Source organism: Arthrobacter sp. B055-34, from assembly GCF_059090425.1.
The window spans coordinates 306,309-331,601 of record NZ_JBNHFQ010000003.1 but is presented as its reverse complement, the minus strand read 5'-3'; the positions used below and the strand labels follow the sequence as shown (position 1 = coordinate 331,601).

The following is a 25,293-nucleotide window of genomic DNA, read 5'->3' as shown; positions in this document are numbered from 1 at the left end:
CTTGTAAAAACCCGAACACTCAATTGGAGGGGTTTTCAATCCCCAAAGCGTCCCAAAACTGAGGGTGGCAGGGGGAAGCCTGGGTACGGAAGCCGCGCGAGAGGCAACGAACGTCCGCTCCAGCAACAGGGCAGCGGGAACCGGGACGCGCGTCCGTCGGCTTAGCTACTGGCTGATCACCTGCGGGGTGCCCAGGGCCTTGAGGCCGGCGATGCCGAATTCGAGGCCGTAGCCGGATTGCTTGGCGCCGCCGAAGGGGACGCGGGGGTCAACGGCGCCGTGCTTGTTGATCCAGACCGTGCCGGCCTCGATCCGTGCGGCGACTTCGCGGGCCTTGGCCGGGTCGGAGGACCAGACCGAGGCGCCGAGTCCGACGTCGAGTCCGTTGGCCATGGTCACTGCTTCGTCGACGGTGTTGTAGCGGATGATCGGCAGGGCCGGGCCGAACTGTTCCTGGGCCACCAGCGGGTTGTCGTTGTCGATTTCGGCGACGAGGGTGGTCGGGTAGAAGTAGCCGGGCTGGCCGGGCTCGGGGTTGCCGCCGGTGAGGACCTTGGCGCCGCTGTCCTTCGCCTGCTGGACCAGGTCCGCGACGATGTCGAACTGGGCCTTGTTCTGCAGCGGGCCGAGCACGTTGTTTTCGTCCAGCCCCACGCCCATCGGCATGTTCCGGGCGACCTGGACCAGTTCCTCGCAGACCTGGTCGTAGAGCGAGTCGTGGACGTAGAGGCGCTTGAGCGCGGCGCAGGTCTGGCCGGTGTTGATGAACGCGCCCCAGAACAGGTCCTGCGCGATGGCCTTCGGGTCCGCGTCCTCGAGCACGATGCCCGCGTCGTTGCCGCCGAGTTCCAGGGTCAGCCGCTTCACGGTGTCCGCGGAGGAGCGGATGATGGCTTTGCCCGTGGCGGTGGAGCCGGTGAACATCACCTTGTCGATTTCCGGGTGGGAGGCCAGCGCCTCGCCGACCTCGCGGCCGCCGGAAACCACGTGCAGCAGGTCCGCCGGCAGGACCTGGTTGATCACCGCGGCCAGTGCCAGCACGCTCAGCGGCGTGTATTCGGAGGGCTTAATCACCACGGTGTTGCCCATCCGCAGCGAGGGCGCGAGCTGCCAGACGCTGATCATCATGGGCCAGTTCCACGGGCCGATCGCGCCGACGACGCCGAGCGGGCGGTAGTGCACCTCGGCATGGCTTTCGCCGTCGTCCACCACGACCTCGGGCTCCAGGGCGAACGACGCCGTGGCGCGCAGCCAGGCGGCGCACGCACCGACCTCGAAACGGGCGTTGGGTCCGTTCAGCGGCTTGCCCTGTTCTCGCGAGAGCAGCTCGGCGAGCGCCTCGGCTGATGCCTCGATGGCGTCCGCTGCCTGGTTCAGGTACTCGCTGCGCTTCTCGTGGCCCAGCGCAGCCCACTCCGGCTGCGCGGCGCGGGCGGCTGTGACGGCGGCATCCAGGTCAGCCGCAGTGTGGACAGGGGCGGATCCGACAATATCGCCCGTGGCGGGGTCGAAGATCTCGCGCCCGCCATCGACGGGCTGGATGGCGGCGAGCAGATGGGATGTGGTGGCATAGCTTGTCTGCACGGTGGAATCGGCGGTCATAGTGTTCTCCGGTGATCGTGTTGGGTTGGCAGGAGTTGCCTACCGGGGAGGGTCCGGGGCTTCACGGCGAGTCTTGTTCCTCGCCCTGATCGAGTTTTGCTGCGACGTCGCGGGCTGTTGTCAGACCGCTCTCGATGGCACCGTCGATGAAGCCGCCCCAGCCGTTGGCATAGTCGGAGCCGGCTAGGAAGACGTTTCCTTCGGGGCGCTGCATTTCCTCGAGGCTTTCGGACAGGAAGCCGGTGTAGTGCATGGGCCAGGTGGACTTGGCGAATTCGTCGCCGACCCAGGAGTGGCCGGTGATTTCAAGGACCTCAATGCCGGGAACGAGCTTCTCGAGTACGGCCTGGGCCGCGTCTTTGTCTTCGACGTCAACGGCGTTTCCGTCGGGGCCGAAGGCCACCAGGGTGGTTGTGTCCTCGTCAAAGTACTCCGACTGAACAAAATTGATCGGCCAGTCCTCCGCGCCGAAGGCCACAAACCGGTCCCACTTGCCCTTAACCTTGATCCACACTTTCGCGCCGAGACCGGCCTGGCCCCGAGAAGCGGCTGCCTGCTTGCCTTGAGAGAGCGCGGGAAAGAACTCGACCGTGTCCAGGGCATTCAACGGCAACGTCACGATCACGGCCTTCGCGGAATGGGTTGCCCCATCAGCGGTGGTGACGGTGACGCCGTCGTTGTTTTGCTCGACTCGTCTGACGGCTGTATTGAGGTACAGGTCCGCGCTGGTGTCGGCGAGGATCGCCTCGGCCAGCGCCACTGTTCCGCCCTGGACCTTGTAGGTGGCGCAGGCTTCGAACATGAGCATCCAGTCGCCGCTGGCGGCCGAGCACCAGCGAAGCGCCTGGGTGAATGCGGCATCCTCGATCTTGCCGTTGAAGTTCAGCGACCAGAAGGTGCGCAGGAGTTGGCGGGCTTCCTCATCCAGCTCGAGAGCGTCGATCCGTGCGGCGACACTTTCATGGTCCACGCCCTTGACAGCCGGATTGGTCAGCGGCTGGTACGGCAGCGGGATGAGCTCGCGCGTCTGTTCGAGCAGACGCTTGTTGGGCTGGTCGATGATTTCCAGCACGCGTTCGGCTGGCCCTTCATGCCGCTGCCCGTCCGCCCACCAGTAGGCCTTTTCGAACTCCGGCCCGGCGATAACGCCGATGCCGTAACGGGTCATCTCGGCCCACACATGGGGCTGGACCCAGTGGACCCAGGTGCCGCCGAGCTCAAGGTTGCGGCCCATCCGGTTCTCCACCCAAGTGCGGCCTGCGATCCGGTCGCGGGCTTCGAGGATCTTGACGGTTCGTCCCTGTTGGGTGAGTTCGCGCGCCGCGGTGAGGCCGGAAAATCCGGCACCGATGACAATGACGTCGGTGGTAGTGCTCATGATTGTCCTCTTTTCGGTCCGGCTCAGCTGTAGACGAAGAATTCGACGGTAGGCTCGACCACGGTCCAGCGGGTCTTGGCTCCCTTGGAGAAGGAGGCCATGCTGCCGGCCGTCAGATCGAAGGTGTCGCCGTCGAGGACTTCGATGTGGAGGTGGCCGGAGACTATGTAGATGGTCTCGTCTTCTTCGATGGGCAGGTCGAACGGTTCCGGGGCATCTGCCGGGGTGACATGCCAGATGCCGGATGCGAGGGCCTCGTTGCCGCCGTCGCCGTTGCGGCGCAGCCACTGGACCTGGCCGACCTCGAACGGCTCGTACTGGGTTTCGACGTGGTCGGTGTGGAAAACAGGTGCGGTCATGGTGATCTCCTGGTGGATTTAGTTGGTTGGTTCGGTGGTGGATACGGGGTCGGCGGCAGTCGGATACTCGGTGCGCCGCGGTTCGCGCAGCAACGGCAGTTGTTCCTGGCCGCGGCGGCGGATGACGTAGAGGACCAGCGAGAGCAGCAGGATGCCGACGCCGATGGAGAGTTCCAGCGGTCCGCCGTAGCCGGTGAGCTCGGAGGATAGTGAACCGACCACCAGGACGACGGCGCCGTAGATCGTCAGGGTGATGGCCAGCGGCATCGCGGTCTTGCCAGCGCGGAAGCGGCGTGGCATGTCGGGATGGTCCTTGCGCAGAATGATGAAGCCGCTGACTGCCAGCAGGATTGCCACCAGGTAGCCGAGGTTCGCTGCCACGAGGATCGAGATCGGATTCGAGACGAAGATGATCAAGAGGATGTTCATGACCACGGCGGTCAGGATTGCCCGGGCAGGTACCTGGTGCTTGTTGAGCTTCTCGAACTGCCGGGGAACCAGCCCGTCCAGTGCTGCCCCATACAGTGCACGCGAACCGTCGGCCATGCTGGCATTGACTCCCATGAGCAGTGCGCCGATGGAAATGATCAGCATGATGTCGGCGACGGGGCCAGCCGGCAGGACGCTGGCGAAGGCGTTGACGAAGACGCCTCCGACATCGGCCGCAGCGTCTTCACGCGAAACCAAGCCGCCAACACCGAGCGGAACCAGGGCAAACATCGCGAAGGTGTAGGCGCCCGATGCGGACAGCGCGCGCTTGGCGTCCTTGCGGGACTTGTATTCAGGGGTGAAGGCGGCGCACATTTCGGTGCCGTAGGCGGTCCAGCCCACCAGATACAGCCAGACAATAGCGTCCTGCCAGCCGCCCCAGTGGTCGGTGCCCTCGCCGCCGAGGCCCCAAGTGAGGTTCTCGAACTGCCAGTTGCCGCTGATGATGGGCGAGACGACGAAGATCAGCAGCGGAATGACCAGCAGTGCGCCGAGGAGTTTGTTCACCCATGCTGCCGGCTGCGCGCCGAAGAGGTTCGGGACCATGATGGCCACGATCAGGCCGATTCCCAACAGCTGGCTCAGTCCGATCTGGGCGATGCCCAGGTTCAGTACCCAGATCTGGTCCGGGAACCAACGCGCCTGGATGATCGCACCGGCTGTGAAACTGACCACGGAAATGACCGCGGACCAGCCGAACCAGTAGCCGAAGGTGGCCAAGGCACCGGCGGGTGCGAAGCGCTCCTTCCACGCCTCGTGTGCGTAGACGGGAACGCCGCCCGGCTTGTTGGGGAACATGGACGCCATTTCGGCAAAGAGGTTGTTTTGCAGCCAGCCGATTCCTGCTGCCAGCGCCCAAATGAACAGGGCGGACAGGGCACCGATGGCCGCCATCGTTGCGCCGAAGGAGACGAACAAGCCGCCGGAGACGGCCATGGCAAGCGCGAACGCATCCTGCCAACGGAGGGTTTTATGCAGGGATGACGGTTCTGCTGCAGGAACGGCTGCAGCAGGTGTGGTGTGGTCGGTCATCACAGGACCTTTCGGGAAGTAACGCCGCGAAGCATTCGAAGGAGGAGGGAAGGAAGCAGGTGTGTGAGCTAAAGCACGTAGTAAGAACTATGCATCTGCTTAGTTCTGTCCGTCAAGCCCTGGAGGCCTTTAAATTTCCGACGACGAACAGCAGTGTTCGACGCGGAGACTTGGCCCGGGCCCGGTGCGAGGTTGGATAAACTCGCTTCATGGCCAACGGACGAGCACACAAATACGGTGACGGGCGGGACGCCTTGCTGGCCGCTGTGGTGGCAGTGGTCGCGGAAAAGGGGCTACGCGGGCTGACGTACCGAGCGGTGGCGGATTATGCAGGGGTAAACAACACCCTGATTTCGCATCACTTCGGCTCCCGGGGCGCTCTCCTGGAAGCCGCCATGGAATGGGCCTCCGCCCGCTCCATCCGGCTAAGCGACCTCTCCGCCACGGAGGAAGTCAACGTTGAGTTCGCGCAGGCGTTGGTGGAACTCGTGCAGTCGGAGCCTGAACTACAGCTGTTCCAATACGAAATGATCCTGGAATCCCGCCGCAAACCCGAGCTCCGGCCGGCAGCTGTCAAGCTTTACGACAGCTACGTCGAATCGATGCAACAGGCACTTCGAAGGCACGGTTATCAGGACACGGAGCCTCTGGCCCGGGCCATTTTCGCAGCCTTGGACGGACTGGTCCTTCAGCAACTGACAGTGGCGGACACGGATTCGATCCGTGATGCGATTGTCAGAGTAGGGGAGTTGCTGGAGGGCCAGCCCGTGTCGCCGCCCCCGCTGCTCGAGGAAAATCACCTCTCCGGATAAGGGTGAAGCTGACGCTGGGGCCGTGAAATGTGGTTTTTCGGCCACTTTTCAGGGTGTGGCAGTTGGGTGCATAGCGTCGCCATCGCTGCCGTTTGAAACTGGCAGAGTGGAGAAAAGTCTGCCTACCCGGATCACCGCCGCCCTGATTTTCTTAGCATCGCCGATGGTCAGGAATTGGAGCATAAGGCCGTCCATCGCAGCAAAGATCGCCAGGGAGGCTTCGTCGCCTGTGTCGAACCCCCGTTGCAGTAGTGCGGCTTCAACTGTGCTGATGTAGTTCGCGTATAACCGCTCGACCATTGAGCGCACCTCGGTGTTGCGTCTGGATTCGAGGAGCATTTCGAACTGGAACAGCTGCAATTCTGGTTCTGCGGACACCGTTTCGATGAGGGAATCGGCGAAGTTCTCATCAAAGTCCGCAATTCTTTCCAGGCCGGTCTCCTTGATGGAGCGCTCAATGGCCCACTCCATCGTCGCAGCGAGAAGCCCCTCAAGTGAACCGAAGTGGTGTGAGACCAGCGTATGGTTTACGCCTGCCCTGGCTGCAACGGCACGGTAGGTTACACCCCGCAGACCTTTCTGCGCCACGATGTCGACAACCGCTGCCAATAGGGCGTCGCGCCCGTCCCCATACGGCAAGCGGCTAGAAGACTCACTCATGGCCCGATTCTAGCTCTTTGCAACCTACTGCCGAGGAAGCGTTGACAGCTCAAACTAAACAAACGTATAGTTTCGTGCTGTCGCCGGGATCACTGCCCGTAGCAAGCGCTGGCACATCTTCCTTGGATCAGAGCAGTCTGTGGACGCAAAATCCTCAGTCAGCTCCGCCGTGAAAACCGTCTGACTTCCACCTCTTTCCGAGGCCCGGTGACCCACACAAACAGCAAAGGAGCCTCGACATGACTTCATCGGATATTCAGGACTACATTCCCGAAAATCAGTGGCCGCCTATTTCGGTCATGCTGGACGGCTTTGGAGACCAGACCTTGCCTGCCTCCACTGCACTGGCTGGCGTCACTCTGCGCATTCCGTCAGATGCTGGCCCGATCGCCGAGTACGTCTTCCGAAACGATTCTTCTCTGACCTGGGCCGTCGAAGGCACGGAGGAGAAGGCATGGGGAACGGCTGGCTACAAAGCCATCGAGGCGCGGTCCGGAATCTTCATCATCGATTTCATTCGAGGTGAGGGAGCCGATGCCGAGAACGTCACCGTCATCTGGGATCGCAACACCGGGGCCGTGACCATGGGTGCGTCCCGTTTCGTCACTGTGGACGGCAGGACCCGGACCGTCACCGAGTTCAGCCAGACGAACACTCTCGGCTCGCCGGTGCGTCACGAACGCTCCTCCGCTTTGGTGGGTAAACGGGTTTTCTACCGCTACAGCGACGTCGAATCGTACGAACATATCTACCTTAACCGGGGCACCTTTACGTGGCACTGCATCCGGGGCGGCGAGACGGGGCTGGCCGATACGGACCGGTGCATGACATGGGAAGCGGCGGAGGACCTCTTCATTTTCTTCTGGACGGAAAAGGTTATGCCCGTCGAAGCAGTGCTGCTCGTTGACCTACGAGAGCAGCGCTCCATTGGCCGGATGTTCGGCTGGGAGGAGATCACCGGAGAATCGATGACTCTGCCCTTCAACTCCCGGCTCAGCGTTCTGAACGTCACGGAATATCCACAGGACACCGAGAAGGATTAACCAGGACGGGGATGTGTGGTGTCAGTCCGGACATCCCCGTACCGCGCGCCGTGACATGAACGAGTGAAACGCCTGCAATGATTGGGCTGTGATTACTGAACACGCGCTGTTGCCGGTCCGTCCAGGCCAGGAAGCGGCTTTCGAAGCGGCCTTTCGGGAGGCTTCGGCCATCATCTCCGGCATGCCGGGCTTTGGCGGGCTCTCACTGTCCCGGTGCATCGAGCAGGACGGCAAGTACTTGCTGCTGGTCGAATGGGACCGGCTTGAAGACCATACCGAGGGCTTCCGCGGATCCTCTGAGTACCAGCAGTGGAAGAAACTGCTGCACCACTTCTACGAGCCGTTCCCCGTCGTGGAGCACTACTCGCTGGTCGTCACGGCTACTTAGCCTCGACCTCCACGAAGACAAATTCGCCCGGCCCCGGGTTCACCACGTTGTGCTCGCTGCCCGCGGCCCTTGTATAGGACTGCCCGGCGGTCAGTTGGTTCACGGAGTCGCCGTCGTTAGTCTGCAGTTGCAGCTCCCCGGTTGTCATCGGCACGACGACGTAGTCCAGCTCGTGCCGGTGCCAGCCCGTCTCCGTCCCGGGCTGGAACCTCCACTCGGTGACGCGGAACTGCTCGTTGTCGATCTGGACCGTGGCGGTGGCCTTGCTGCGCAATCTGTCCTCCAAATTTTCCCGTGCAACTTCCAACCTAGCCGGACTAGATCCAACCTATCCGGCTAGGCTGTGGTTGATGGACACCAATGAGATTCTGCTGCAGCGTGCCGGCCGCCTCGGGCACATCATCCTGAACCGGCCCAAGGCCATCAACGCGCTCAATGACACGATGATCACCGCGATCACGGCCGCGCTCCAGGAGTGGGCAACGGACGACGACGTCGAAACCGTCCTGCTCTCGGGTGCGGGTGAGCGCGGGCTGTGCGCCGGCGGAGACATCGTCGCGATCTACCGCCACATCCAGGCCGGCGCGGAGAAGGAAGTGTTCTGGGAAGACGAGTACCGGATGAACTCGCTGATCTCGCGCTACCCCAAGCCGATGGTCGCGCTGATGGACGGCGTGGTACTCGGCGGCGGCATCGGTCTCTCCGCCCACGCCTCGCACCGTGTGGTGACCGAGCGGACCACAGTCGGTATGCCGGAAACGCGCATCGGCTTCATTCCCGACGTCGGGGGCTGCTTCCTGTACTCAAGGGCGCCGGGGGAGCTGGGCACCCACCTGGGTCTCACCGCCGGGACCGGTAACGGGGCGGACGCCATCCTGCTGGGCCTGGCCGACTACTACGTCGACAGCGCCGACCTGCCGGAGTTGTCGACGGCGCTCGCCGAAACCCCCGCGGAAGAAGCTATCGCGAGGTTCGCGCACCAGGAGGTGCCGCCGTCGGGCCTTGAAAAGGAGCGGCTCTGGATCGACGCTTGCTACGCGTACGACGACGCCGAAGAGATCCTCGCCGCGCTGCAGGAATCCGGCGAACCCAACGCCCGGGAGGCAGCCGCGGAGCTCGCCGCCAAATCGCCGACCTCCGTGAAACTCACGCTCGAAGCGTTGCGCCGGGCCCGCGGGATGGGCACGCTTGAGGAAGTGCTGGACCAGGACTACCGCCTGGGCATCCGCCTGCTCGCAGCGCCGGACTTTGCCGAAGGGGTCCGCGCCCAGGTCATCGACAAGGACCGCAACCCGATGTGGAAGCCCGCCACCTTGGCCGAGGTGGACCGCGAGACGGTGGAGTCCTACTTTGCTGACCTCGGCGAGGACGAACTTGGACTCAGTTCTGCGCACCTACCGGCCGGCCGAACAAAGGCGTAATCAGCGGGCAGCGGGAGCAAAGCATTCGCCGTCGTTATCAAAACGTGATCTAGTAGGGAGGCGGTCGGGACTCAGCCCGCTGCCGATGAGGAACGGAGTACCATGTCCACTCGGACCCTACTGAAACGTGCAATCGCTGCCACCACCGTGGCCACTGGCCTCGCCGCCCTGGGTGTTGCCGCGGCCCATGCAGCCGGCATGAACTACGTGTATTGGGAGCCCACCTACGTCCACTGCAAATGGAAGCAATGGACCGTGCTCAACGAAGAAGGCACCACGCTCCTCCGGGACTGCACGGAATCGAACGGCCAGTGGTACTTCACCACGCTGGAGTAAGCGGCCGCGGTTGCGGCCACTTGTCTTCAAGTACTTGAAGTTCCTATCGTTGATGTTGTGAGCGCACCAATCATCCGGCACACCTACTCGATCAAGGAGGCAGCGGCCCTGACCGGGCTGCCGGCCAGCACCCTGCGCTACTACGAATCCATCGGTGTCATTACCCCGATCCGTCGCGGCGAGAGCAGCAAGCACCGCGTCTACACGGACGACGACCTGGACCTTTTGACGTGGGTGTCATGCCTCAGCGCGACGGGTATGTCGGTCGCCGACATGCGCCGCTACCTCGCAAACGGAGCCCTCGGGCCGGCCGCTGCCCCGGAGCAGATCGCGTTGTTGAAGGCGCAGCAGGAGCAGCTGGAGGACGAAGCGAGGTCCATCGCCCTGCGCAAACGGTACGTAGCGCTGAAAATCGACTACTGGCAGGCTGTCCACGACGGTGACGGCGCCAAGGCCGAAAGGCTCTCGGACGAGGCACGCACGCTGGCCGAAGACCTCAAGAAAACCAGGAAACAGTAAACAACACGCCCCTCAATTCGCGGACCCCATGGTCCGCCGATCCGGCGTGCCCGAATCAGCCCCCTAAAAGGAGCAAACACATGACCACCATTTCCCACGCCTACGCTGCCCCGTCTGCCACCGAGGACCTCGTTCCCACGACCATCGCACGCCGCGACGTCGGACCGCACGACGTCCTGATTGAGATCAAGTATGCGGGCATCTGCCACTCGGACATCCACACCGTCCGCGGCGAGTGGGGACCGCAGGCCTTCCCGCTGGTTCCCGGCCACGAGATCGCCGGCATCGTCACCGAGGTCGGATCCGAGGTGACAAAGCACGCCGTCGGTGACCGGGTCGGCGTCGGCTGCATGGTCAACTCCTGCGGCGAGTGCAGAAACTGCACGGCCGGCGATGAGCAGTACTGCCTCAACGGCATGGTGGGAACCTACGGCGTGACCGACCGCGACGGAACCATCACGCAGGGGGGATACTCCACCCATGTAGTCGTTACCGAGGACTTTGTGCTCCGCATCCCCGACGGCATCGAACTCGACGTCGCCGCCCCGCTGCTCTGCGCGGGCATCACAACCTACTCGCCCCTGAACCGCTGGGGCGCCGGCCCGGACAAGAAGGTCGCCGTCGTCGGCCTCGGCGGACTCGGCCACATGGCCGTCCAACTCGCCCACGCCATGGGCGCGGAAGTAACTGTCCTCTCGCAGTCCCTCAAGAAGCAGGAAGACGGCCTCCGCCTCGGCGCGGACCGCTACTACGCGACGAGCGACGAGACCACCTTCACCGAACTGGCAGGCTACTTCGACCTCATCATCAACACCGTCAGCGCGTCGATCGACATCAGCGCTTTCCTGGGGCTGCTGACCGTGGACGGCGCCATGGTCAACGTCGGCGCACCCGCGGAGCCGCTGCCGGTCAACGCCATGGCGCTCATCGGCGGGCGCAGGTCGTTCGCAGGCTCCATGATCGGCGGCATCCCCGAAACCCAGGAAATGCTCAACTTTTGCGCCGAACACGGAATCGGGGCCGAGATCGAACTCATCTCCGCCGATAAGATCAACGACGCCTATGAGCGCGTCCTCTCCTCGGACGTGCGCTACCGCTTCGTCATCGACACCGCCACCCTTGTATAACGCAGCGGCTTAACAGGGAGCGTGGCGATCCTATCTGGCTCGCCACGCTCCTGAGGATTCCGCTTAACGGCCTTGCTGCCGCTCCAGGTAGGTCTCCAGGTTCGCCAGCGACGAGGCCAGGCCGGCAGCATGGTCTTCGGCGGAAATGCCGGCAGGGACATCGTCGGCGCGGATATCCACCCGCGTTCCGGCGGCCACCGGCGCGACTTCCCACGTCATCGTCATCGTTCCGGCATAGGCGGGATCATCTGATTCGAAGTCGACCGCCTGGACAACCCGGACGCCCGGAACGATCTCGACGAAACGTGCCTCGACGACGTCCGTGTCACTCGTGGCCTTGCCTGCTGCCGTCGATGGGTCCGTATAGGTGAGGACCAAGCGGTAGGAGCCGCCCGGCCGGGGGTCGAACCGTTCGAAGCTGCCGCTCATGCCCTCCGGCGGCAGCCAGGCCGTGAGCGAATCCGGGTCGATTAGAGCAGAGAAGACTCGTTCAGGCGGCGCCGCAACAACGCGGGAGGCCTTGTCAGTGTGTGACATGGTTCCATCGTAAAGCCCGCTGGCCTGCTGGGACCGGGGCGGGGCGTGCCGGAATCGAGGCTGGGAGGGGCCGAGCGTTTCGCCGGCGCTAGGGGTGCTTGCGCTTCCAGATGGCGTGACCCCAGCAGGCGGCCGCCACGAGGACGATACTGACGATCAAACCGAGGTTGAAGATGCTGCCGTAGCGCCTCTCGTCCGCCAGACCGGCGGTGAAAAAGGTGAACAGCGAGCTGCCCAGGAACAGCGAGAAGGCAAACAGGGACACGCTCGTGGCGCGGGCCTGCGGGGCGACGTCGGTGGCCCAGCCTTGCATGGAGGAGTGCAGGATGGCGTTGGATGCGCCGACCAGCAGCGCGGTCGCGGTCAGCGCCGCGGGCAGTTGCGACAAGGAAGAGGTCAGGTAGGCGACGACGAGGACCAGTCCGCCGAGGGCCATGAGTCGAGTGCGGCTGAAATGGCGGACCAGGCGCCGCATCAGGCGGGCACCAAGGATGACCCCGATGCCGTAGCCGGCGGCGAGGATGCCCGCCAAGGTGACCCCGATGCCGGCGTTCTGCAGCGCCGGGACGAAGTAGGTCAGGATGCCCATCAGCACCGCGCCTTCCAAGGCTGCCAGACCGTAAACCCCAAGGGCGGAGCCGGAAAACGCCAGGCGGAAATTGGCGCCACCGCAGTGCGCCGATCCATCGCCCGCCACCCCGCGAAGCCAGATCAGCAGGACCAGGCAGCCAAGAGCCGGCAATGCGAAGACCAGCCGCCAATCAAGCACGGCGGCCAACGTTCCCGCTGCGAGGGTGGCGATGGTGGTTCCCAGCGACGAGTAGATTTGCAGGTCGGATAGGCCGCGGGCTCGCTCAATCCCGGTCCGGGTATCGCCAAGGATGGTCAACAGCGTGGGATACAACGCCCCCGCCATGAGGCCGGTGAAGGCCCGGGCCAGGAGGAGCGGGAGGTAGGCGCTGAACAACGTGCTCGCCAACGCGCCGACCAGGACGCCCGCCAGCGCCGTGCGCAGGACGGCCATGCGGCCGAACCGGTCACTGAAGAAACCCCACAGCGGCTGCCCAACTGCATAGAGCAAGGCGTAGGCTGCCACGAGTTGGACGGCCTGGCCGAGGGACATTTCTGTCCGCTCTGCGAGCACAACCAGCATGGGCGGGGTGGCAAAGCGGTCGAAGAACGAGAGGAAGCCGATGGATCGCAGGACCGAGTCGGGCACGCGTGCCCGCGGCTTGCCGGACTTTCCAACGGAACCGGATGCGTGCGCCATCATCTGTTTACTGGTTCCTTGTCGTCGGGCCTGCTCCGGTAGCTGACATTAGCAGGGGTGAGTCCCTTTTCAGGCAGTGGCCGTTTGAGCGGCAGGCTGCAATAATGTGCACACCTGACCCAGGAGAATTGTGTAGAAATGGCCAACTTCGTACTGATTCACGGCGCCGGCGACGTCGGCTGGTACTGGCATCTGGTGGAAGCCGAGCTGCGTGCCCGCGGGCATGACGTGCTCGCCCCCGATCTGCCTTGCGAGGATGAGACTAAGGGCCTGAAAGAGACCGCGGACGTCGTGGCTCAGGAGATCGGCGGTCGCCAGGACCTGGTGGTTGTCGGCCATTCTTTCGGGGGAGTCACCGCGCCGCTGATCGCCGACCAGCTACAGGTCAAGGTGCTGGTCTATCTGGCAGGGATGATCCTGGCGCCTCGCGAGCGGCCCGCGGACTGGTGGGCCAACACCGGCTACGCCGAGGCTGCCAGAGAGCAGGCCGCTAAGGACGGCGGGTTGACCGGCAACGAGGACCCGTTCATCAGCTTCTACAACGGCGTCCAGCGCGAGCTGGCCGAGGAAGCGCTGAGCTATGAGCGAGGCCAGTCGGACGCCACCCAAGCCACGCCCTGGCCGCTCAAAGCCCATCCGGAGGTGCCAACGAAGTTCATCCTGTGCAAGGATGACCACATCTTTCCCGCCGACTTCTTCCGCCGGCTCGCACCCAAGAGATTGGGCGTCGTTCCGGACGAGATCCCCGGCTGCCACTGCGTCGCCCTCAGCCATCCCAAGGAGCTGAGTGACCAGCTGGAGAGCTACCTCGGCGCCTGAACACGCGGGGGCCGGTCCTCCGCCTGCCCCTGACGCGATGTTCCTCAACTGCTGTCAGGACACCGGCTCCGGCGATCGTGCGGATATGACGTATGTTTCTGTACACACCAGTTGCAAGTGCTTGGGGGAGAGACAATGACGCGGTTGGTCGTCAGCGATGGAGTTGTCCGCGTGGAGCTGAGCAGAGGGGAGAAGGTCGCCGGTCTGCTGCCGGATCTGAACATACCGGCCACTGCGGTGGAGGACGTGCTGGTCCTGAAGGACGGCTTCACCGGAGTCACCGGCATACGGGCGCCGGGCCTGGCACTTCCCGGCCGCGTGCGCATCGGCACCTGGCGCGGATCCCGGGGGAACACCTTCGCCGTCGTCCATCAGGGAAAGCCAGCCGTCCAGCTGACGCTGAAGGGCCAGAAGTACCGCCGTGTCGTCGTCGAGGTCGAGGATGTCGAAGACGCAGCCTGGCAGGTGCGGGAGGCAGCCGGTTTGGGTGAGAGTGGGGCGCCGGTTCTTGAAGGCGCCACCTTCCAGTCGGACGGCCTGAACCTCGCCGGAACCTGGACCCTCCCCGCAACCGGATCTGTGAAGGGCCTCGCCCTCTTGCTCCCCGGGTCCGGCGAAGTTGACCGGAACTCGGACCACCGCCGGATGCCGCTGGGCGTCACCCGTGATCTGGCCGAGGCGCTGACGCTGGAGGGCATCGCTTCTTTCGGCTACGACAAGCGGGGCGTCGGCGCGTCCGAGGGATCCTTTCTCGCAGCGGGCTTCCACAATAATTACGACGACGCCGCGGCGGCCCTCAAGATGGTCGCCCGGCGCTCGCCGGACTTGTCGGTCTTCGTGGTTGGCCACAGCGAAGGTGCCTTTCACGCCACCGCGCTCGCCGCGCGCCAGCGGGAGCGGGTTGCCGGCGTCGTCCTGCTCTCGGCATCGGCCCACAGTGGCCAGGAAACTTCGCAGTGGCAGGTCGGGCAGATCGCCGGTGCGCTGCCTGTCTTCCCGCGGGTGGTGCTAAAACTGCTGCGCACCGATCTGGCCAAGCAGCAGCGGAAGTCCATGGAGAAACTCCACGCCTCGGGTCAGGACGTGCTGCGGATGCAGGGCCGGCGGATGAACGCCCGCTGGATGCGCGAGTTCCTCCAATTCGATCCGCTGCCCCTCCTTAAGCAACTGGACATGCCTGTACTGGCCATCAGCGGCGGAAAGGACCTGCAAGTCAACCCCGCCGACCTGGAGATCATCGCCAGCACTGTTCCGGGACCGGTGGAAACCAAGTGCATTCCTGACCTGACGCACCTGCTCCGCCGGGATCCGCGGACGCCGATGCTCAGTGACTACAAGCGGCAGATCCGTGCGCGCACCGATACTGAGGTGCTGGAGACTGTGGCAGGCTGGGTGCGGACGCAAGTGCTGGCCGCACCCCTGCCACCGACCTAAAAAGTAGTACTATCCCTGCAGGCGCGCGCGTCGACGGCGCAGCGCGGCTGCTTCTTCCTGCTAAGTGGAAACCAAGGGTCTGGTGGCTACTTGGTGGCCTTGTATGCGTTCACGCGGCCATGTGCCCAGTGAGTGCCAGTGCCGGAAATTTTGTCGGCGGTTGATTCAATATTGGCGCGGACGGAAGTGTTGGTGGCGCCAGGATGTGAGGTCCAGGCAAGTGCGGCAGCGGCCGCGACGATCGGTGACGACATGGATGTACCGTTGCCGACGTCGTAACCCCGTGAGCGGTTGTACTGCTTGGCCAGGACGAAGTCGTGGTTCGGGAAGGTGGAGTAGACATTGACCCCTGGTGCGGCGACGTCCACCCACTTGGCCCCGTAGGTTGAGAAGGATGCCTTCGCGTCCTTGTTGTCTGTTGCCGCAACCGCAATAACGTTCGGATATGCGGCTGGGTAGATCTTGGACTGACTACCGGTGTTGCCAGCTGCGGCAACCAGCACAGCACCTTTGTTCCAGGCGTTATTGACGGCAGTTTCCAAGGTGCGCGATGAGGTGCGCTGTCCGATGCTCATGTTGATGACCTTGGCCCCATTGCTGACAGCCCAATTCAGAGCGTTTGCGATGCCGGATGTAGTGCTGACCCCGCTGTCATTAAGGACTTTGCCATCCAGGATTGTGCAGTCCGGGCATACGCCGGCGACGCCCTCCGTGTTGTGAGCGGCGGCAACAATGCCGGCGACGTGGGTGCCGTGACCGTAATTATCTTCACCGGTTGCCCCATTACTGAAGTTGGCTCGTGCAACGACCTTGGGTGTGATGTCGGGGTTGTCGCTTGCAACACCCGAATCGAGAACAGCAACTTTTATGCCGCTACCCGTCGTGACGTTCCACGCTTCGACGGCATCCACATCAGCGTCCACTTTGCCCCCGGGTACTGATAGGTCCCCGGCAGTGTTAGTGAACGACTGACCCTGGTTGTGCACGGCGTATTGCCGCGAGAAATACTCATCAGTTGTAGCGGCAGTAACGAGTTCGTCCGGCTCGGCATACTCAACCGCCGGGTTCCGGTCCAAGGCCTGGATGAGTTGGGATTCTTTACCGGCCGGTACCTTGATGAGGCGGGCGCCAGTGCTGCCGATACCTGGGCCCTCGCTGAGGCCATGCTGGCGCAATACGTCAGAGGCAGTACCGGTGTCGCGGAATTTGACGATTATTTGTCCCGTGGCGGGTGATGATTCGGATGCTGCATTGCCGGGGGCTGCCAAGGTGACTGTGCCAAATCCAATGACAGCCGCTGCGAAGCTAGCTAACATGACTTTTTTCATGAAGCTATCTTGCGCTAGTCTCCATTGGTTGGATAGCCCAAGCATGCCCCCCCAATTTGGAACTGTCTGTTTGAAATGCTGGCGGTCTGTCGCCTCATCCTGGAGGAATACTTCGGGCTCGAGGACGCGCCGGACTACCTCTCAGCCGAGCGTCTGCGGGACGCCCAGCCTTGCTCATGCAGGCGTTCGAACCCGTCCAACAGCAGGTCCAGCGCGAACTCGAACTCGAACTGGTCGTCGCAGCCCTGGCCGACGACGGACTCGTCGTCGTGGTCCGCCCTCATGGCGATCTCCATGACATGCGGATACTTCTCGGCCATCGCACGGAGCACCTCCGGAGGCACTTCCTCCGGGGCATTCGCGGAGTCGTCGAACACTTCCTGCGTGAAGCCCCACATCCGACTCCCCAGCGCATGCATTACGTGATGGGTCAGATCCACCGAGAACCCGCCAGCCCGGAACATCCCGATCATCGAGTCCATATACTCCAGCACCACCGGTGACTTGTTGGTCCGCGACTCGATCACCCGGCGTGCCCACGGGTGCCGGAGGAGGATCTGCCGCGCGGCGAGGACCCGCTGCCGGACCGCGCTCTTCCAATCCCCGCCACTGGCACCGGTGTCGATCTCGCCAACGATGACGTCGACCATGCCGTCCAGCAGCTCTTCCTTATTTGCGACGTGCTTGTACAGCGCCATTGGCACCACGCCCAGCTCCTGAGCGAGCTTCCGCATGCTCAGCGACTCGACTCCTGACTCATCCGCAAGAACGACGGCGGCGCTCAGCACGCGTTCCCGGCTCAGGGGAGCGCGGCGTACGGATTCCGTCTGCTGAGCCATCTGGAATCCCCTATCTTTAGGCAGCCAATTTCTATTGACAAGTGTACGCCGTACACCTACCTTTAGTTGCATCAGGTGTACGCCGTACACCAAAGGCGAATCGGGCCGCTTCTCCCGGACCATCCAACGAAGGATTCCAAATGAACGCCAGCAGAAAGACTGCGACTGTGGGGGCGGAAACCAAGGCAAGTCCCCGCGCCCGTCGAAGCACTCGAGGCCGGTGGCTCGTGCCCACCGCGTTGATCTTCGTCAGCCTCATCCCGGTGTTCTTCGGGACGGCCCGGCTGGCTGAACTGACGGGCGGGGCCGAGGTGACGCCGGCCAACCACAGGTTCTTCGACTCACCTATCCCCGTGCTGATCCACATTCCCGCCGCCATCGTGTACTCCTTGGTCGGGGCGTTCCAGTTCGTCCCCTCGCTCCGTCGCGGCAAGCGCGGCAGGCCCAGCTGGCATCGAATTGCCGGGCGGATTCTGGTACCCGCAGGCCTGCTCGTCGCTTTATCGGGTCTGTGGATGGCTGTCTTCTACGATCTTCCGGCCAGCGACGGACCGCTTCTGCTCGTTTTTCGTTTGATCTTCGGTTCGGCCATGGTGGCGAGCATTGTCATGGGTATTCTCGCGATCCGGCGCCGGGACTTCGCCGCCCACGGCGCATGGATGGCACGAGGCTACGCCATTGGTATCGCCGCGGGAACCCAGGCACTCGTGAGCATCCCCTGGCTTCTCCTTGTTGGCCCGGCCGACGTGCTGACTCGGGCGCTGCTGTTGGGGTCAGCATGGGTAATCAATCTAGCGGTCGCTGAGTACTTCATCCATCGCCGCGCCCGTCGGGCGGCGCGAAAGAACAATGTCTCCAGCCCCCTTGCCGCGCCGGCAGCCACAGCGTCCCCCTCTGATCGCTTGCTTCGATCAGCGCCGTCCAGCTACATGCCGGGCATGCCGGGTGACATGTCCCGTTCCATGTTCTGCGAGATCCCGGGGGCCGGATACAGCCCGGGCAAAAGAGCCGGATTCGCCGGAACAAGCAGGGCTAAAATAATCAAGGCGATGCCGGTGATCTTGCTGAAAGCGAGCCCACGCGACCAGGTCTTTTCCAGCAGGATTGCCGCGGCTATGACCGCCATCCACGTCAGGTTCATCGTGCCCACCAGGATCAGCACGACCATCATGCCCCAGCAGCACCCCACGCAGTAGATGCCGTGGTACAAACCGACGCGGACGTCGCGGAGGGGACCTTTGTATCTGGAGACGTGGAGGAGGAATGCAAGCGGGGAACGGCAGTGCCGAAGGCAGAAATTCTTGAGCGGGGTCAGCTGGTACATCCCCGCTGACACAAGCAGACCTGCTCCTATCCACGGGGCCGTGTCCTGTGCCTCCGCCGCCAGCATCCCGAACAGTTCAGCTGCCCCGTAGGCAACAAGGCCAAACAATAGCCAGGTCAGCAGGTAGCCGATAAGCAGGGCAGAAGAGCGGGAAGCTCTGACCCAGTTGTTCTGAACGATTCGAATCGAGCGAAGATATGCGGAGAGAAGCGGGGCCAAAGCGGGGAACATCATGGCGGTCATCATGAGTATCCAGCCAGCGAGGAATCCCATTAGGCCGATCCCCATGGTTCCGGGACCCGCTGGCATTCCGCGAGCGGCGAGGACAGTGAAGTACCAGGCCAGCACGGCGCAAACAATCAGCACCACTAGGCCCGGATGGGGCCGGGCCAGAATGGTGCTTGCAGAACCTTTATGCTGACCAGGCGAAGGGAGCTGAGAAGGAGTTCTTGCCGGCATTGTCCCAGCTCATCCCGAACACATCGACGCGCCCTTTGCTGGCCGTACCGGCTGCCAAGGTGTCGGCGGGGAAGCCCACTCCGCTAACTTTGATGCCCTTCTCTGTAGGATCCATGGGCGAGACGAAGTCCTCGACCGCAACATCCAAGGCAGTGCCGACCTTGACCTGGTGCTGGCGTCCGTTGTCCGAGTAAGTGATGTCCATAGACTCCGAGCCCGCCATCTCACCAACCAATTGACCCAGATCTTCCATCGGGCCACCCAGCTGGCCGCCGAACACTGCAGCGAGAGCTTCGGCCTGTTCTTTGGAGGCTGCCGAGTCCAGGAGTAAGCCGAGTTTCCAGCCTCCCTCGCTCATGAGTGCAGGCGCATCGCCGACGATGCAGACATTCATGCCGCCAACGTCGACCCCGTTTACTTCGCCGGTATCTACATGGAATGCCAGTGCTGCATTGCAGCGCTCGTTGTCGGCTGGGGCGGTAAGGCCCGAAGTCGAGCACGGACAAACCATGTCGCAATTGCAATTTTCGAAGTATGTACCTTCAACATGCCAAGCCATTTTGAGGCCCCTTCCGCAATAAAGGCATCCCCGCTATGAATTTTCCTCTCGGCCAGAAGGGGAATCAAGGCATTTTCGTCTAGTTAGGCGGCCGGTAGAAGGTTGTTCCGCAGCGAGCGCCGTTCACCCACGGCAGGAGAATCTGAAGGCGAAAAATATTCACGACGGCGGTGCTCCAGCCGCCGCTGTCGGCCGGGGGAGGGCAGTCGCGCCCCCTTCGTCCGATTGCACCTCGCGCAGGCAGCCACAAAGTTCTGCAGCGAAGTCGCACCGCCCCGGGACCACGGGTAGAAGTGATCTCCGTGCTCGGCAGGGCGCGAACAGCGACGGCGGAACCCGGCTTCCAGCTCGCAAAGCCCACCGGCGCGGGCCATGCCATCGCGGCGCTGCTGCCTGGTGAACCGGCGCACCGGGTCGCGGCGTCGGGCATCTCGAGCTGTCATGACGGCGCCAAGCACTGCGAACAGCGCAATCGCAACCATAGGAGCTACGGCAACGGGCACGACCTGTGCCGCCAACCCGCCCAGCACGTCCGCTGGGGCGGCAAGCACGGGAGGTACCTCGAGCCGCTGCAGGGCGAGAAACACGGATGCCAGCAGCCACAGTGACACGCACGTGCAGGCGTACCCCAAGAATTTGCGCGACCAATAGATGCGACCAAGTTCAGACACTGTTCCCCCAACATCACTGGGCCTCTGAGCCCGTCGGTCTCGAACAACATGATGGTCTCCATCGAACACCATGTCGATTGGATCAGCGATTGTGTCGGCTATCGGCTCCGTAAACCCCGGGCCTGGTACCTTGGGCGCATTGTCGAGGACAAACCACGGCTAGGCGATGAGCGCCACCGCCATGACCATCGGCAGCGAGACAACCGAGGCGATGGAGGTGACCATCGTCAGGGTCTTGAACGTTCCCTGGGTCGACAGTCCGAGCAGCGATTTGAACATCCAGAAGAAGTTGCTGTTGACCTGAAGAGCGAACATGGCCCCCGATGCGATGGCGAGGCCGATGACGATCGGCGGGACGCTGATCGACCCGAGTACAGGGCCGATGATCCCGGCGGCCGCGATGGCAGCCACGGACACGGACCCGATTGCCAGGTGCAGCACTGCGGCGATGACCCAGGCGAGCAAGATGCTGAGGATGACCGGCGCCGTTGCGTCGGCGGTGAAGAGGCCGGCCAGGATTGTGTCGAGTCCGGTCTCCCCGATGACGGCACCCAGCGACCCGCCGATGCCGGTGATCAGCAGGATCTCACCGGTGGTGTGAAAGCCCTCACCCATGGCCGTGTCCGTGCCCTTCGGGCCCAGGGTGCGCCGGCACAGCACGTAAGCACCGAGCAAGCCCACGAAGAGCGCGAAGTTGGCGTCGCCGAGGAAAGCGATGAAGTCGTTGGAGAACCCGAACAGCTCCGCGAAGGCACCGAAGGCGATCATCACCAGCGGTACGAGAATGGGCAGCAAGCAGACGAACAGCGGGGGAGTCCTGGTGTCCTTCTCGACCAGTTCGGTGGTCTCCAGTTCGACCATCGCCTCATCGACTTCTTCGTCCTTGTCCGCTTTCCAATAGCGGCCGCGCAGGAGCCAGCGGAAGATCAACGTGGTTACGATCGCGGTCAACGGCCCGAGCACAAGGCCGTAGACCAACCAGAGACCTAACGGAATGTCCATCAGGCCCGCGATGGAGACCGCGGCCAGTCCCGGGATCACGAAGACGTAGCCGGCGAAGATCCCGGTCCCGAGCGCCCCGGCCATGTGCGGTAAGCCGGTCCGGCCGATAAGGGGTCCGCTTGAGCGGGCCACCGGCGAGGCCAGGACAACCTGCACGTCCACGTAAATCGAGGGGAAGATCGTCGACATCGCCGCCGTCAACGCGTACGGAAGCCGGCGCGCACCGACACCGTTGACGAGCATCGTCACCATCTTCCCAAAGGCGCCGATCGCATGGAGCATCGCCCCGATGAGCACCCCGAAACCGATGAGCAGGCCAACCTCGCCCATGATTTCGCCGAAACCGGTGGCGATCGCAACGATCGTTGCCGTGAAGCCGACGCCGGTGGCGAGGCCAAGGTAGAGCGAGCCGATGATCAGCGAGATCACCGGGTCGACTTTGACCTTGATGATGAGCAGGATGATGACGATGATGGCTATCGCGGTGTGAAGGGCGATCATGGCCTGCTCCTGCCGTTACGCGGAATGGCGAGGTCTACCCGGCACCGTCGCCACATAGGCCCAACACTCTGGCCCCCAGTCCATACGCTGAGGTTGGCAGTGTCAAGGAATCCAAGTTAGTTAGTTCTTCGGCACAACCACTTCATGCTGGTGCACCTTGGACTCCTGCTTGCCCAGGATGCCACCGGCAAGCTTTAGGGTGTCGCCCTCCTGCAGGTAGGGGAAGCGTCCGGACATGGCGACGCCTTCCGGGGTGCCGGTGTTAATAAGGTCGCCGGGTTCGAGCACCATGTATTGGGACAGCCGGTACACCAGTTCGACGGCGTCGAAAACCATGTCCGTGGTGGAGCTGTCCTGGCGCGGATTGCCGTTGACCCAGGTCTGCAGCCGCACGCCGGCATCACCGGCCGCGTGAACTTCCGCCGCGGGGACAAGCCATGGCCCGACCGGAGTGAACGTGGGGCAGGACTTACCCAGCGTCCACTGCGCCCCCGAGTGCTCCAGTTGGAACTCGCGCTCAGAGATATCGTTGGCCAGCACGTAGCCGGCGATGTGAGCAGCCGCGTCGGCCGGGGAAGTGAGGTAGCTGGCGCGCCGGCCGATCACCACGCCCAGCTCCACCTCCCAGTCCACCTTTTCGGCGCGGGGCGGGATGACGACGTCGTCGTTTGGCCCGATCACGGTGTTGGGGTGCTTGTAGAAGACGATGGGCCGCTCGGGAATGGGGTTGCCCGATTCGGAAGCGTGGCCGGCGTAGTTCAGGCCGATGCCAAGCACGGCGCCGGGTCGGGCAATCGGCGCACCGATGCGCAGGCCGGCAGTATCAAAGGGCGCCAAGGCCTCGAGCGGCAGCTCGTCCAGCCGGTGCGCCCAGGTTTCCAGGAACGCCCCGTCGATATCGGCTGTGACCGGCCGGAGGTCGTACGCCTGCCCCTCCGTGGAGACGAAGACGGGCACTTCCTGTCCGGCCTCGCCGATGCGCATAACTTTCATGCGGGGTCCTTTCGCTATGGTCTGGGATCCGCGCCGGGCAACCAATCCGAGCCGGTGTGCCAATCGGCAAGCAGTGAGCCGCGTGCGCCAATGTTTCATGATGCGGAAACTAATTCTCGCTACGCGGTATGGTGACTTTATCCAGCGAGCGTGGGCGCGTCAAGTCTTTCCGGCACCGAGCCGAGCAACCTGCCCCACTTCGCATCCAGCAGAGGAGCCCCGGCCAGTTTGAGGGTGTGCCAGAGGGTGACGGCCACGGAGTCCAGTACGGGAACTCCGGTCTGCTCGATCTCCGCGGTGATGCGGGCGCCGTAAAGGTTGGTGCACAGGTAGACCAGGGCATCCGGGTTAGCGGCCGCGAGTTCCAGGGAGCCGGGCCGTATTTCCTCATCGGTAGCCCGCGCAAAGGACTCGTTGTCGCTCAGGCCCAGCGCGACGTCGTTAATTGTCTTGATGCCGGCCCGCCCGTAGGACTCGATAATGGCCTGGTTGACGTCCTGCGTGTACGGCGTGAACAACCCGATCCGTTCCGTGGCGAAGGCGGCGAAGGCCTCAAGATAGGCTAGCGTCGACGTGGTGGCGGGCAAGCCTGTGGCCTCGTGGATCTCCCCGACCAGCTGCCGGTCATGGTCAGCGCCGAGCCAGGAGCCGGACGTACCGTTCCAGGCGATGACATCCATGTCGGCCGTCGCCAGCAGTTCCGCGGCGTTGCGCATGACGTCGGCGTCGAACTGCTTGTCGGACGAGGAGTCCAAGGCAATGCGGGTGACCGGGATGCGGGTGAAGTGCAGGGTGACGTCCTCGCGGTCGCCGAGGATCCTGTAGCTCTGCGGCTCCAGACAGGTGTTGGACGAAGGGACGATCATCCCGATGCGGGTGGGACGGGTGGTGCTCGGCATTGCTGCTCCTAAAGTTGTGAGGCGAAGGCGGTCAGGAGTGCGCTTGGGCTAGAAGTGGGCAACCAGTGCGGCAGGGGACTGTGCGTGGTGCTCGTGGAAGCCGTCGCGTTCGATAAAGCGGCCCACGGGGCCGGGATCGTGGAAGGCTCCGCCGCTGACCACCACGCGTCCGGCACTAACAACGACGGCGGGCCAACCGGTGAGTGCCGTGCCATCGAAGGGCGAGAAATCCGTCCCCATGTGCAGGTCGGAGCCGTCGACTGTGCGTTCCTCGGCTGGGTCGAAGATGACGAGGTCCGCGTCGTAGCCCTCGGCGAGGACGCCCTTGCCCGGAACGGCATTGATCCGCGCTGGCCCGGTGGAAAACACCTCGACGAAGTCCTCCACGCGGGCCCCGGGGGACGCCATCAATGCGGTGAACGTGACAGGCATCCGGGTTTCGACACCGGGGAGGCCGTGCGGCATGGCGCGGACATCATCGGTCCGTTCGCGCTTCTGCGAAAGGTCGTAGCAGGAGTGGTCCGACGCGACGGTATGCACGGCTCCGGCGGCCAGGCGTTCGCGCAGTGCGGCAACCGTTTCCGGGCTGCGCATCGGCGGGCAGCAGGCGTACCACTCCGGGAACATCTCCCCGTAGACCGTCTCATCCAGCGTCAGGTAGTGCGGGCAGGTTTCGGAGAACGCCTCCTGACCCCGGCTCCGTGCCGCGGACACCAGATCCACGGCTCCCGGCGTCGTCTGGTGCACAAAGTAGACGGGCGCTTCGGCATATTCGGCCATGGCCAGCACCTCGCGGACCGAGATTTCCTCGGCCAGTTCCGGGCGGGTGCGATGCAGGTGTTCGATGCCGATGGTGCCGGCGTCGGCGTGCTGCTGCGTGCAGTCGGCGATGATCGGATCGTGCTCGGCATGGATGTAGGTTAGCCCGTCCAGCCGCACCATCTCGCGCATGACCTTCAGGATGGTGCTGCCTTCGGCCATAGTGGTGCCGCGGTTGGTGGTGTACATCTTCACCGAGCGCACGCCCTCGGCGGCGAGCTGTTCCAGCTGCCAGGGCACGGATTCGTCCCAGTCGATGACCGAGCCGTGCAGCGCGAAGTCGCAGCGCGAGATGGCGGCGAGTTCCTTCTTGGACCGGACGGCCTCCAGCGGGGTTTCCGTGTCGTTGCGGGGGATGCCGAAGTCGATGATGGTGGTGGTCCCGCCCCACAGCGCGGCAGTGGAGGTGGTGGCGTAGTCGTCCAGGGTCGAGAAGCGTCCGGTCACCTGGGCTACGTGGCAGTGTCCGTCCACGCCGCCGGGGATGACCAGTTTGCCCGCGGCGTCGAGGGTGCGCTGCGCGTCCGGGACGGGCCCGGTGGGGTCGAGGAGCGCTTCGATCCGGCGGTCGCGGACCACAATGTGGGCGCGCTGCCGACCGAAGCTGTTGACCACGGTGGCGTTGGCGACCACCAGTTCGGGGAGGGAAAATACGTCGGGCATGGCGGTGTTC

General features: G+C 63.6%; 26 protein-coding genes and 1 pseudogene. 10 read left to right on the top strand and 17 right to left on the bottom strand.

Annotation, left to right across the window (positions count from 1 at the left end; genetic code table 11):
* Window positions 1-165: 165 nt before the first annotated feature.
* The 4 genes from AC5RWO_RS07445 to AC5RWO_RS07430 all read right to left on the bottom strand — a co-directional run bounded on the left by AC5RWO_RS07445 (window position 166) and on the right by AC5RWO_RS07430 (window position 4,860).
* Window positions 166-1,602, bottom strand: coding sequence for an aldehyde dehydrogenase family protein (locus AC5RWO_RS07445; RefSeq protein ID WP_498730587.1), 1,437 nt, complete (start codon window positions 1,600-1,602; stop codon window positions 166-168).
* A 61-nt stretch (window positions 1,603-1,663) separates the two neighbouring features.
* On the bottom strand, window positions 1,664-2,980 hold the full coding sequence (locus AC5RWO_RS07440; RefSeq protein WP_498730585.1) for a flavin monoamine oxidase family protein: 1,317 nt from the start codon (window positions 2,978-2,980) through the stop codon (window positions 1,664-1,666).
* A 23-nt stretch (window positions 2,981-3,003) separates the two neighbouring features.
* Entirely contained in the window at window positions 3,004-3,339 is a 336-nt protein-coding gene (locus AC5RWO_RS07435; protein ID WP_498730583.1) for a cupin domain-containing protein, read from the bottom strand.
* Between the two features lie 18 nt (window positions 3,340-3,357).
* The gene (locus AC5RWO_RS07430; protein ID WP_498730581.1) at window positions 3,358-4,860 is read right to left on the bottom strand and encodes an APC family permease; all 1,503 of its coding nucleotides are present in this window, start codon (window positions 4,858-4,860) and stop codon (window positions 3,358-3,360) included.
* A 209-nt stretch (window positions 4,861-5,069) separates the two neighbouring features.
* Between AC5RWO_RS07430 and AC5RWO_RS07425 the strand changes: the two genes are divergently transcribed.
* Window positions 5,070-5,672: a TetR/AcrR family transcriptional regulator gene (locus tag AC5RWO_RS07425; protein WP_498730580.1), complete on the top strand. Its 603-nt coding sequence runs from the start codon at window positions 5,070-5,072 to the stop codon at window positions 5,670-5,672.
* Between the two features lie 48 nt (window positions 5,673-5,720).
* Here the strand turns inward: AC5RWO_RS07425 and AC5RWO_RS07420 are convergent, their stop codons facing one another.
* A complete protein-coding gene (locus AC5RWO_RS07420) occupies window positions 5,721-6,332 on the bottom strand; it encodes a TetR/AcrR family transcriptional regulator (protein WP_498730578.1) in 612 nt (203 codons plus the stop codon).
* Between the two features lie 239 nt (window positions 6,333-6,571).
* On the opposite strand from AC5RWO_RS07420, the gene AC5RWO_RS07415 reads away from it, so the two are divergent.
* Window positions 6,572-7,375: a MoaF C-terminal domain-containing protein gene (locus tag AC5RWO_RS07415; protein ID WP_498730576.1), complete on the top strand. Its 804-nt coding sequence runs from the start codon at window positions 6,572-6,574 to the stop codon at window positions 7,373-7,375.
* An 88-nt stretch (window positions 7,376-7,463) separates the two neighbouring features.
* Window positions 7,464-7,763, top strand: a complete 300-nt coding sequence (locus tag AC5RWO_RS07410; protein WP_498730574.1) for an antibiotic biosynthesis monooxygenase family protein — start codon at window positions 7,464-7,466, stop codon at window positions 7,761-7,763.
* On the opposite strand, the gene AC5RWO_RS07405 is transcribed toward AC5RWO_RS07410, so the two are convergent.
* Window positions 7,756-8,037 (bottom strand): cupin domain-containing protein, encoded by a 282-nt coding sequence (locus AC5RWO_RS07405; protein WP_498730572.1) that lies wholly within the window; start codon window positions 8,035-8,037, stop codon window positions 7,756-7,758. The two genes, AC5RWO_RS07410 and AC5RWO_RS07405, sit on opposite strands and share 8 nt — an antisense overlap.
* Window positions 8,038-8,113: 76 nt before the next feature.
* Here AC5RWO_RS07405 and AC5RWO_RS07400 point away from each other — a divergent pair, with 76 nt between their 5' ends.
* The 4 genes from AC5RWO_RS07400 to AC5RWO_RS07385 all read left to right on the top strand — a co-directional run bounded on the left by AC5RWO_RS07400 (window position 8,114) and on the right by AC5RWO_RS07385 (window position 11,166).
* Window positions 8,114-9,184, top strand: coding sequence for an enoyl-CoA hydratase/isomerase family protein (locus tag AC5RWO_RS07400; RefSeq protein WP_498730571.1), 1,071 nt, complete (start codon window positions 8,114-8,116; stop codon window positions 9,182-9,184).
* A gap of 102 nt (window positions 9,185-9,286) precedes the next feature.
* Window positions 9,287-9,520, top strand: coding sequence for a hypothetical protein (locus AC5RWO_RS07395; RefSeq protein ID WP_498730570.1), 234 nt, complete (start codon window positions 9,287-9,289; stop codon window positions 9,518-9,520).
* A 57-nt stretch (window positions 9,521-9,577) separates the two neighbouring features.
* Entirely contained in the window at window positions 9,578-10,039 is a 462-nt protein-coding gene (locus AC5RWO_RS07390) for a MerR family transcriptional regulator (protein ID WP_498730568.1), read from the top strand.
* Between the two features lie 80 nt (window positions 10,040-10,119).
* Window positions 10,120-11,166, top strand: coding sequence for an NAD(P)-dependent alcohol dehydrogenase (locus AC5RWO_RS07385; RefSeq protein ID WP_498730566.1), 1,047 nt, complete (start codon window positions 10,120-10,122; stop codon window positions 11,164-11,166).
* Window positions 11,167-11,229: 63 nt separating this feature from the next.
* On the opposite strand, the gene AC5RWO_RS07380 is transcribed toward AC5RWO_RS07385, so the two are convergent.
* Entirely contained in the window at window positions 11,230-11,703 is a 474-nt protein-coding gene (locus tag AC5RWO_RS07380) for an SRPBCC family protein (protein WP_498730564.1), read from the bottom strand.
* Between the two features lie 88 nt (window positions 11,704-11,791).
* Entirely contained in the window at window positions 11,792-12,976 is a 1,185-nt protein-coding gene (locus tag AC5RWO_RS07375) for an MFS transporter (protein ID WP_498730562.1), read from the bottom strand.
* 135 nt (window positions 12,977-13,111) lie between these two features.
* Between AC5RWO_RS07375 and AC5RWO_RS07370 the strand changes: the two genes are divergently transcribed.
* Window positions 13,112-13,792: an alpha/beta fold hydrolase gene (locus AC5RWO_RS07370; RefSeq protein ID WP_498730560.1), complete on the top strand. Its 681-nt coding sequence runs from the start codon at window positions 13,112-13,114 to the stop codon at window positions 13,790-13,792.
* Between the two features lie 135 nt (window positions 13,793-13,927).
* Window positions 13,928-15,226: an alpha/beta hydrolase gene (locus AC5RWO_RS07365; protein WP_498730558.1), complete on the top strand. Its 1,299-nt coding sequence runs from the start codon at window positions 13,928-13,930 to the stop codon at window positions 15,224-15,226.
* An 86-nt stretch (window positions 15,227-15,312) separates the two neighbouring features.
* Here the strand turns inward: AC5RWO_RS07365 and AC5RWO_RS07360 are convergent, their stop codons facing one another.
* Together AC5RWO_RS07360 and AC5RWO_RS07355 are read right to left on the bottom strand one after the other, a co-directional pair.
* Entirely contained in the window at window positions 15,313-16,554 is a 1,242-nt protein-coding gene (locus AC5RWO_RS07360) for a S8 family serine peptidase (protein ID WP_498730556.1), read from the bottom strand.
* A 134-nt stretch (window positions 16,555-16,688) separates the two neighbouring features.
* The gene (locus AC5RWO_RS07355) at window positions 16,689-17,393 is read right to left on the bottom strand and encodes a TetR/AcrR family transcriptional regulator C-terminal domain-containing protein (protein ID WP_498730555.1); all 705 of its coding nucleotides are present in this window, start codon (window positions 17,391-17,393) and stop codon (window positions 16,689-16,691) included.
* Between the two features lie 140 nt (window positions 17,394-17,533).
* Between AC5RWO_RS07355 and AC5RWO_RS07350 the strand changes: the two are divergent.
* A pseudogene (locus AC5RWO_RS07350) lies at window positions 17,534-18,196 on the top strand (DUF2306 domain-containing protein); the annotation flags it as partial.
* 122 nt (window positions 18,197-18,318) lie between these two features.
* Here AC5RWO_RS07350 and AC5RWO_RS07345 read toward each other — a convergent pair.
* From AC5RWO_RS07345 to AC5RWO_RS07315, 7 genes are all read right to left on the bottom strand, one after another.
* A complete protein-coding gene (locus tag AC5RWO_RS07345) occupies window positions 18,319-18,948 on the bottom strand; it encodes a DUF2182 domain-containing protein (protein WP_498730908.1) in 630 nt (209 codons plus the stop codon).
* 181 nt (window positions 18,949-19,129) lie between these two features.
* Complete coding sequence (locus AC5RWO_RS07340; protein WP_498730554.1) at window positions 19,130-19,735, bottom strand: DUF1326 domain-containing protein; 606 nt, start codon at window positions 19,733-19,735, stop codon at window positions 19,130-19,132.
* An 83-nt stretch (window positions 19,736-19,818) separates the two neighbouring features.
* A complete protein-coding gene (locus AC5RWO_RS07335) occupies window positions 19,819-20,109 on the bottom strand; it encodes an HNH endonuclease (protein WP_498730906.1) in 291 nt (96 codons plus the stop codon).
* Window positions 20,110-20,565: 456 nt separating this feature from the next.
* The gene (locus AC5RWO_RS07330; protein ID WP_498730553.1) at window positions 20,566-21,909 is read right to left on the bottom strand and encodes a GntP family permease; all 1,344 of its coding nucleotides are present in this window, start codon (window positions 21,907-21,909) and stop codon (window positions 20,566-20,568) included.
* A gap of 120 nt (window positions 21,910-22,029) precedes the next feature.
* Window positions 22,030-22,902: a fumarylacetoacetate hydrolase family protein gene (locus tag AC5RWO_RS07325; RefSeq protein ID WP_498730551.1), complete on the bottom strand. Its 873-nt coding sequence runs from the start codon at window positions 22,900-22,902 to the stop codon at window positions 22,030-22,032.
* Between the two features lie 137 nt (window positions 22,903-23,039).
* Window positions 23,040-23,801 (bottom strand): maleate cis-trans isomerase family protein, encoded by a 762-nt coding sequence (locus AC5RWO_RS07320; protein ID WP_498730550.1) that lies wholly within the window; start codon window positions 23,799-23,801, stop codon window positions 23,040-23,042.
* Between the two features lie 48 nt (window positions 23,802-23,849).
* Window positions 23,850-25,283 carry an amidohydrolase family protein gene (locus AC5RWO_RS07315; RefSeq protein ID WP_498730548.1) on the bottom strand — a complete coding sequence of 478 codons (1,434 nt, stop codon included), beginning with the start codon at window positions 25,281-25,283 and terminating at the stop codon, window positions 23,850-23,852.
* Window positions 25,284-25,293 lie beyond the last annotated feature (10 nt).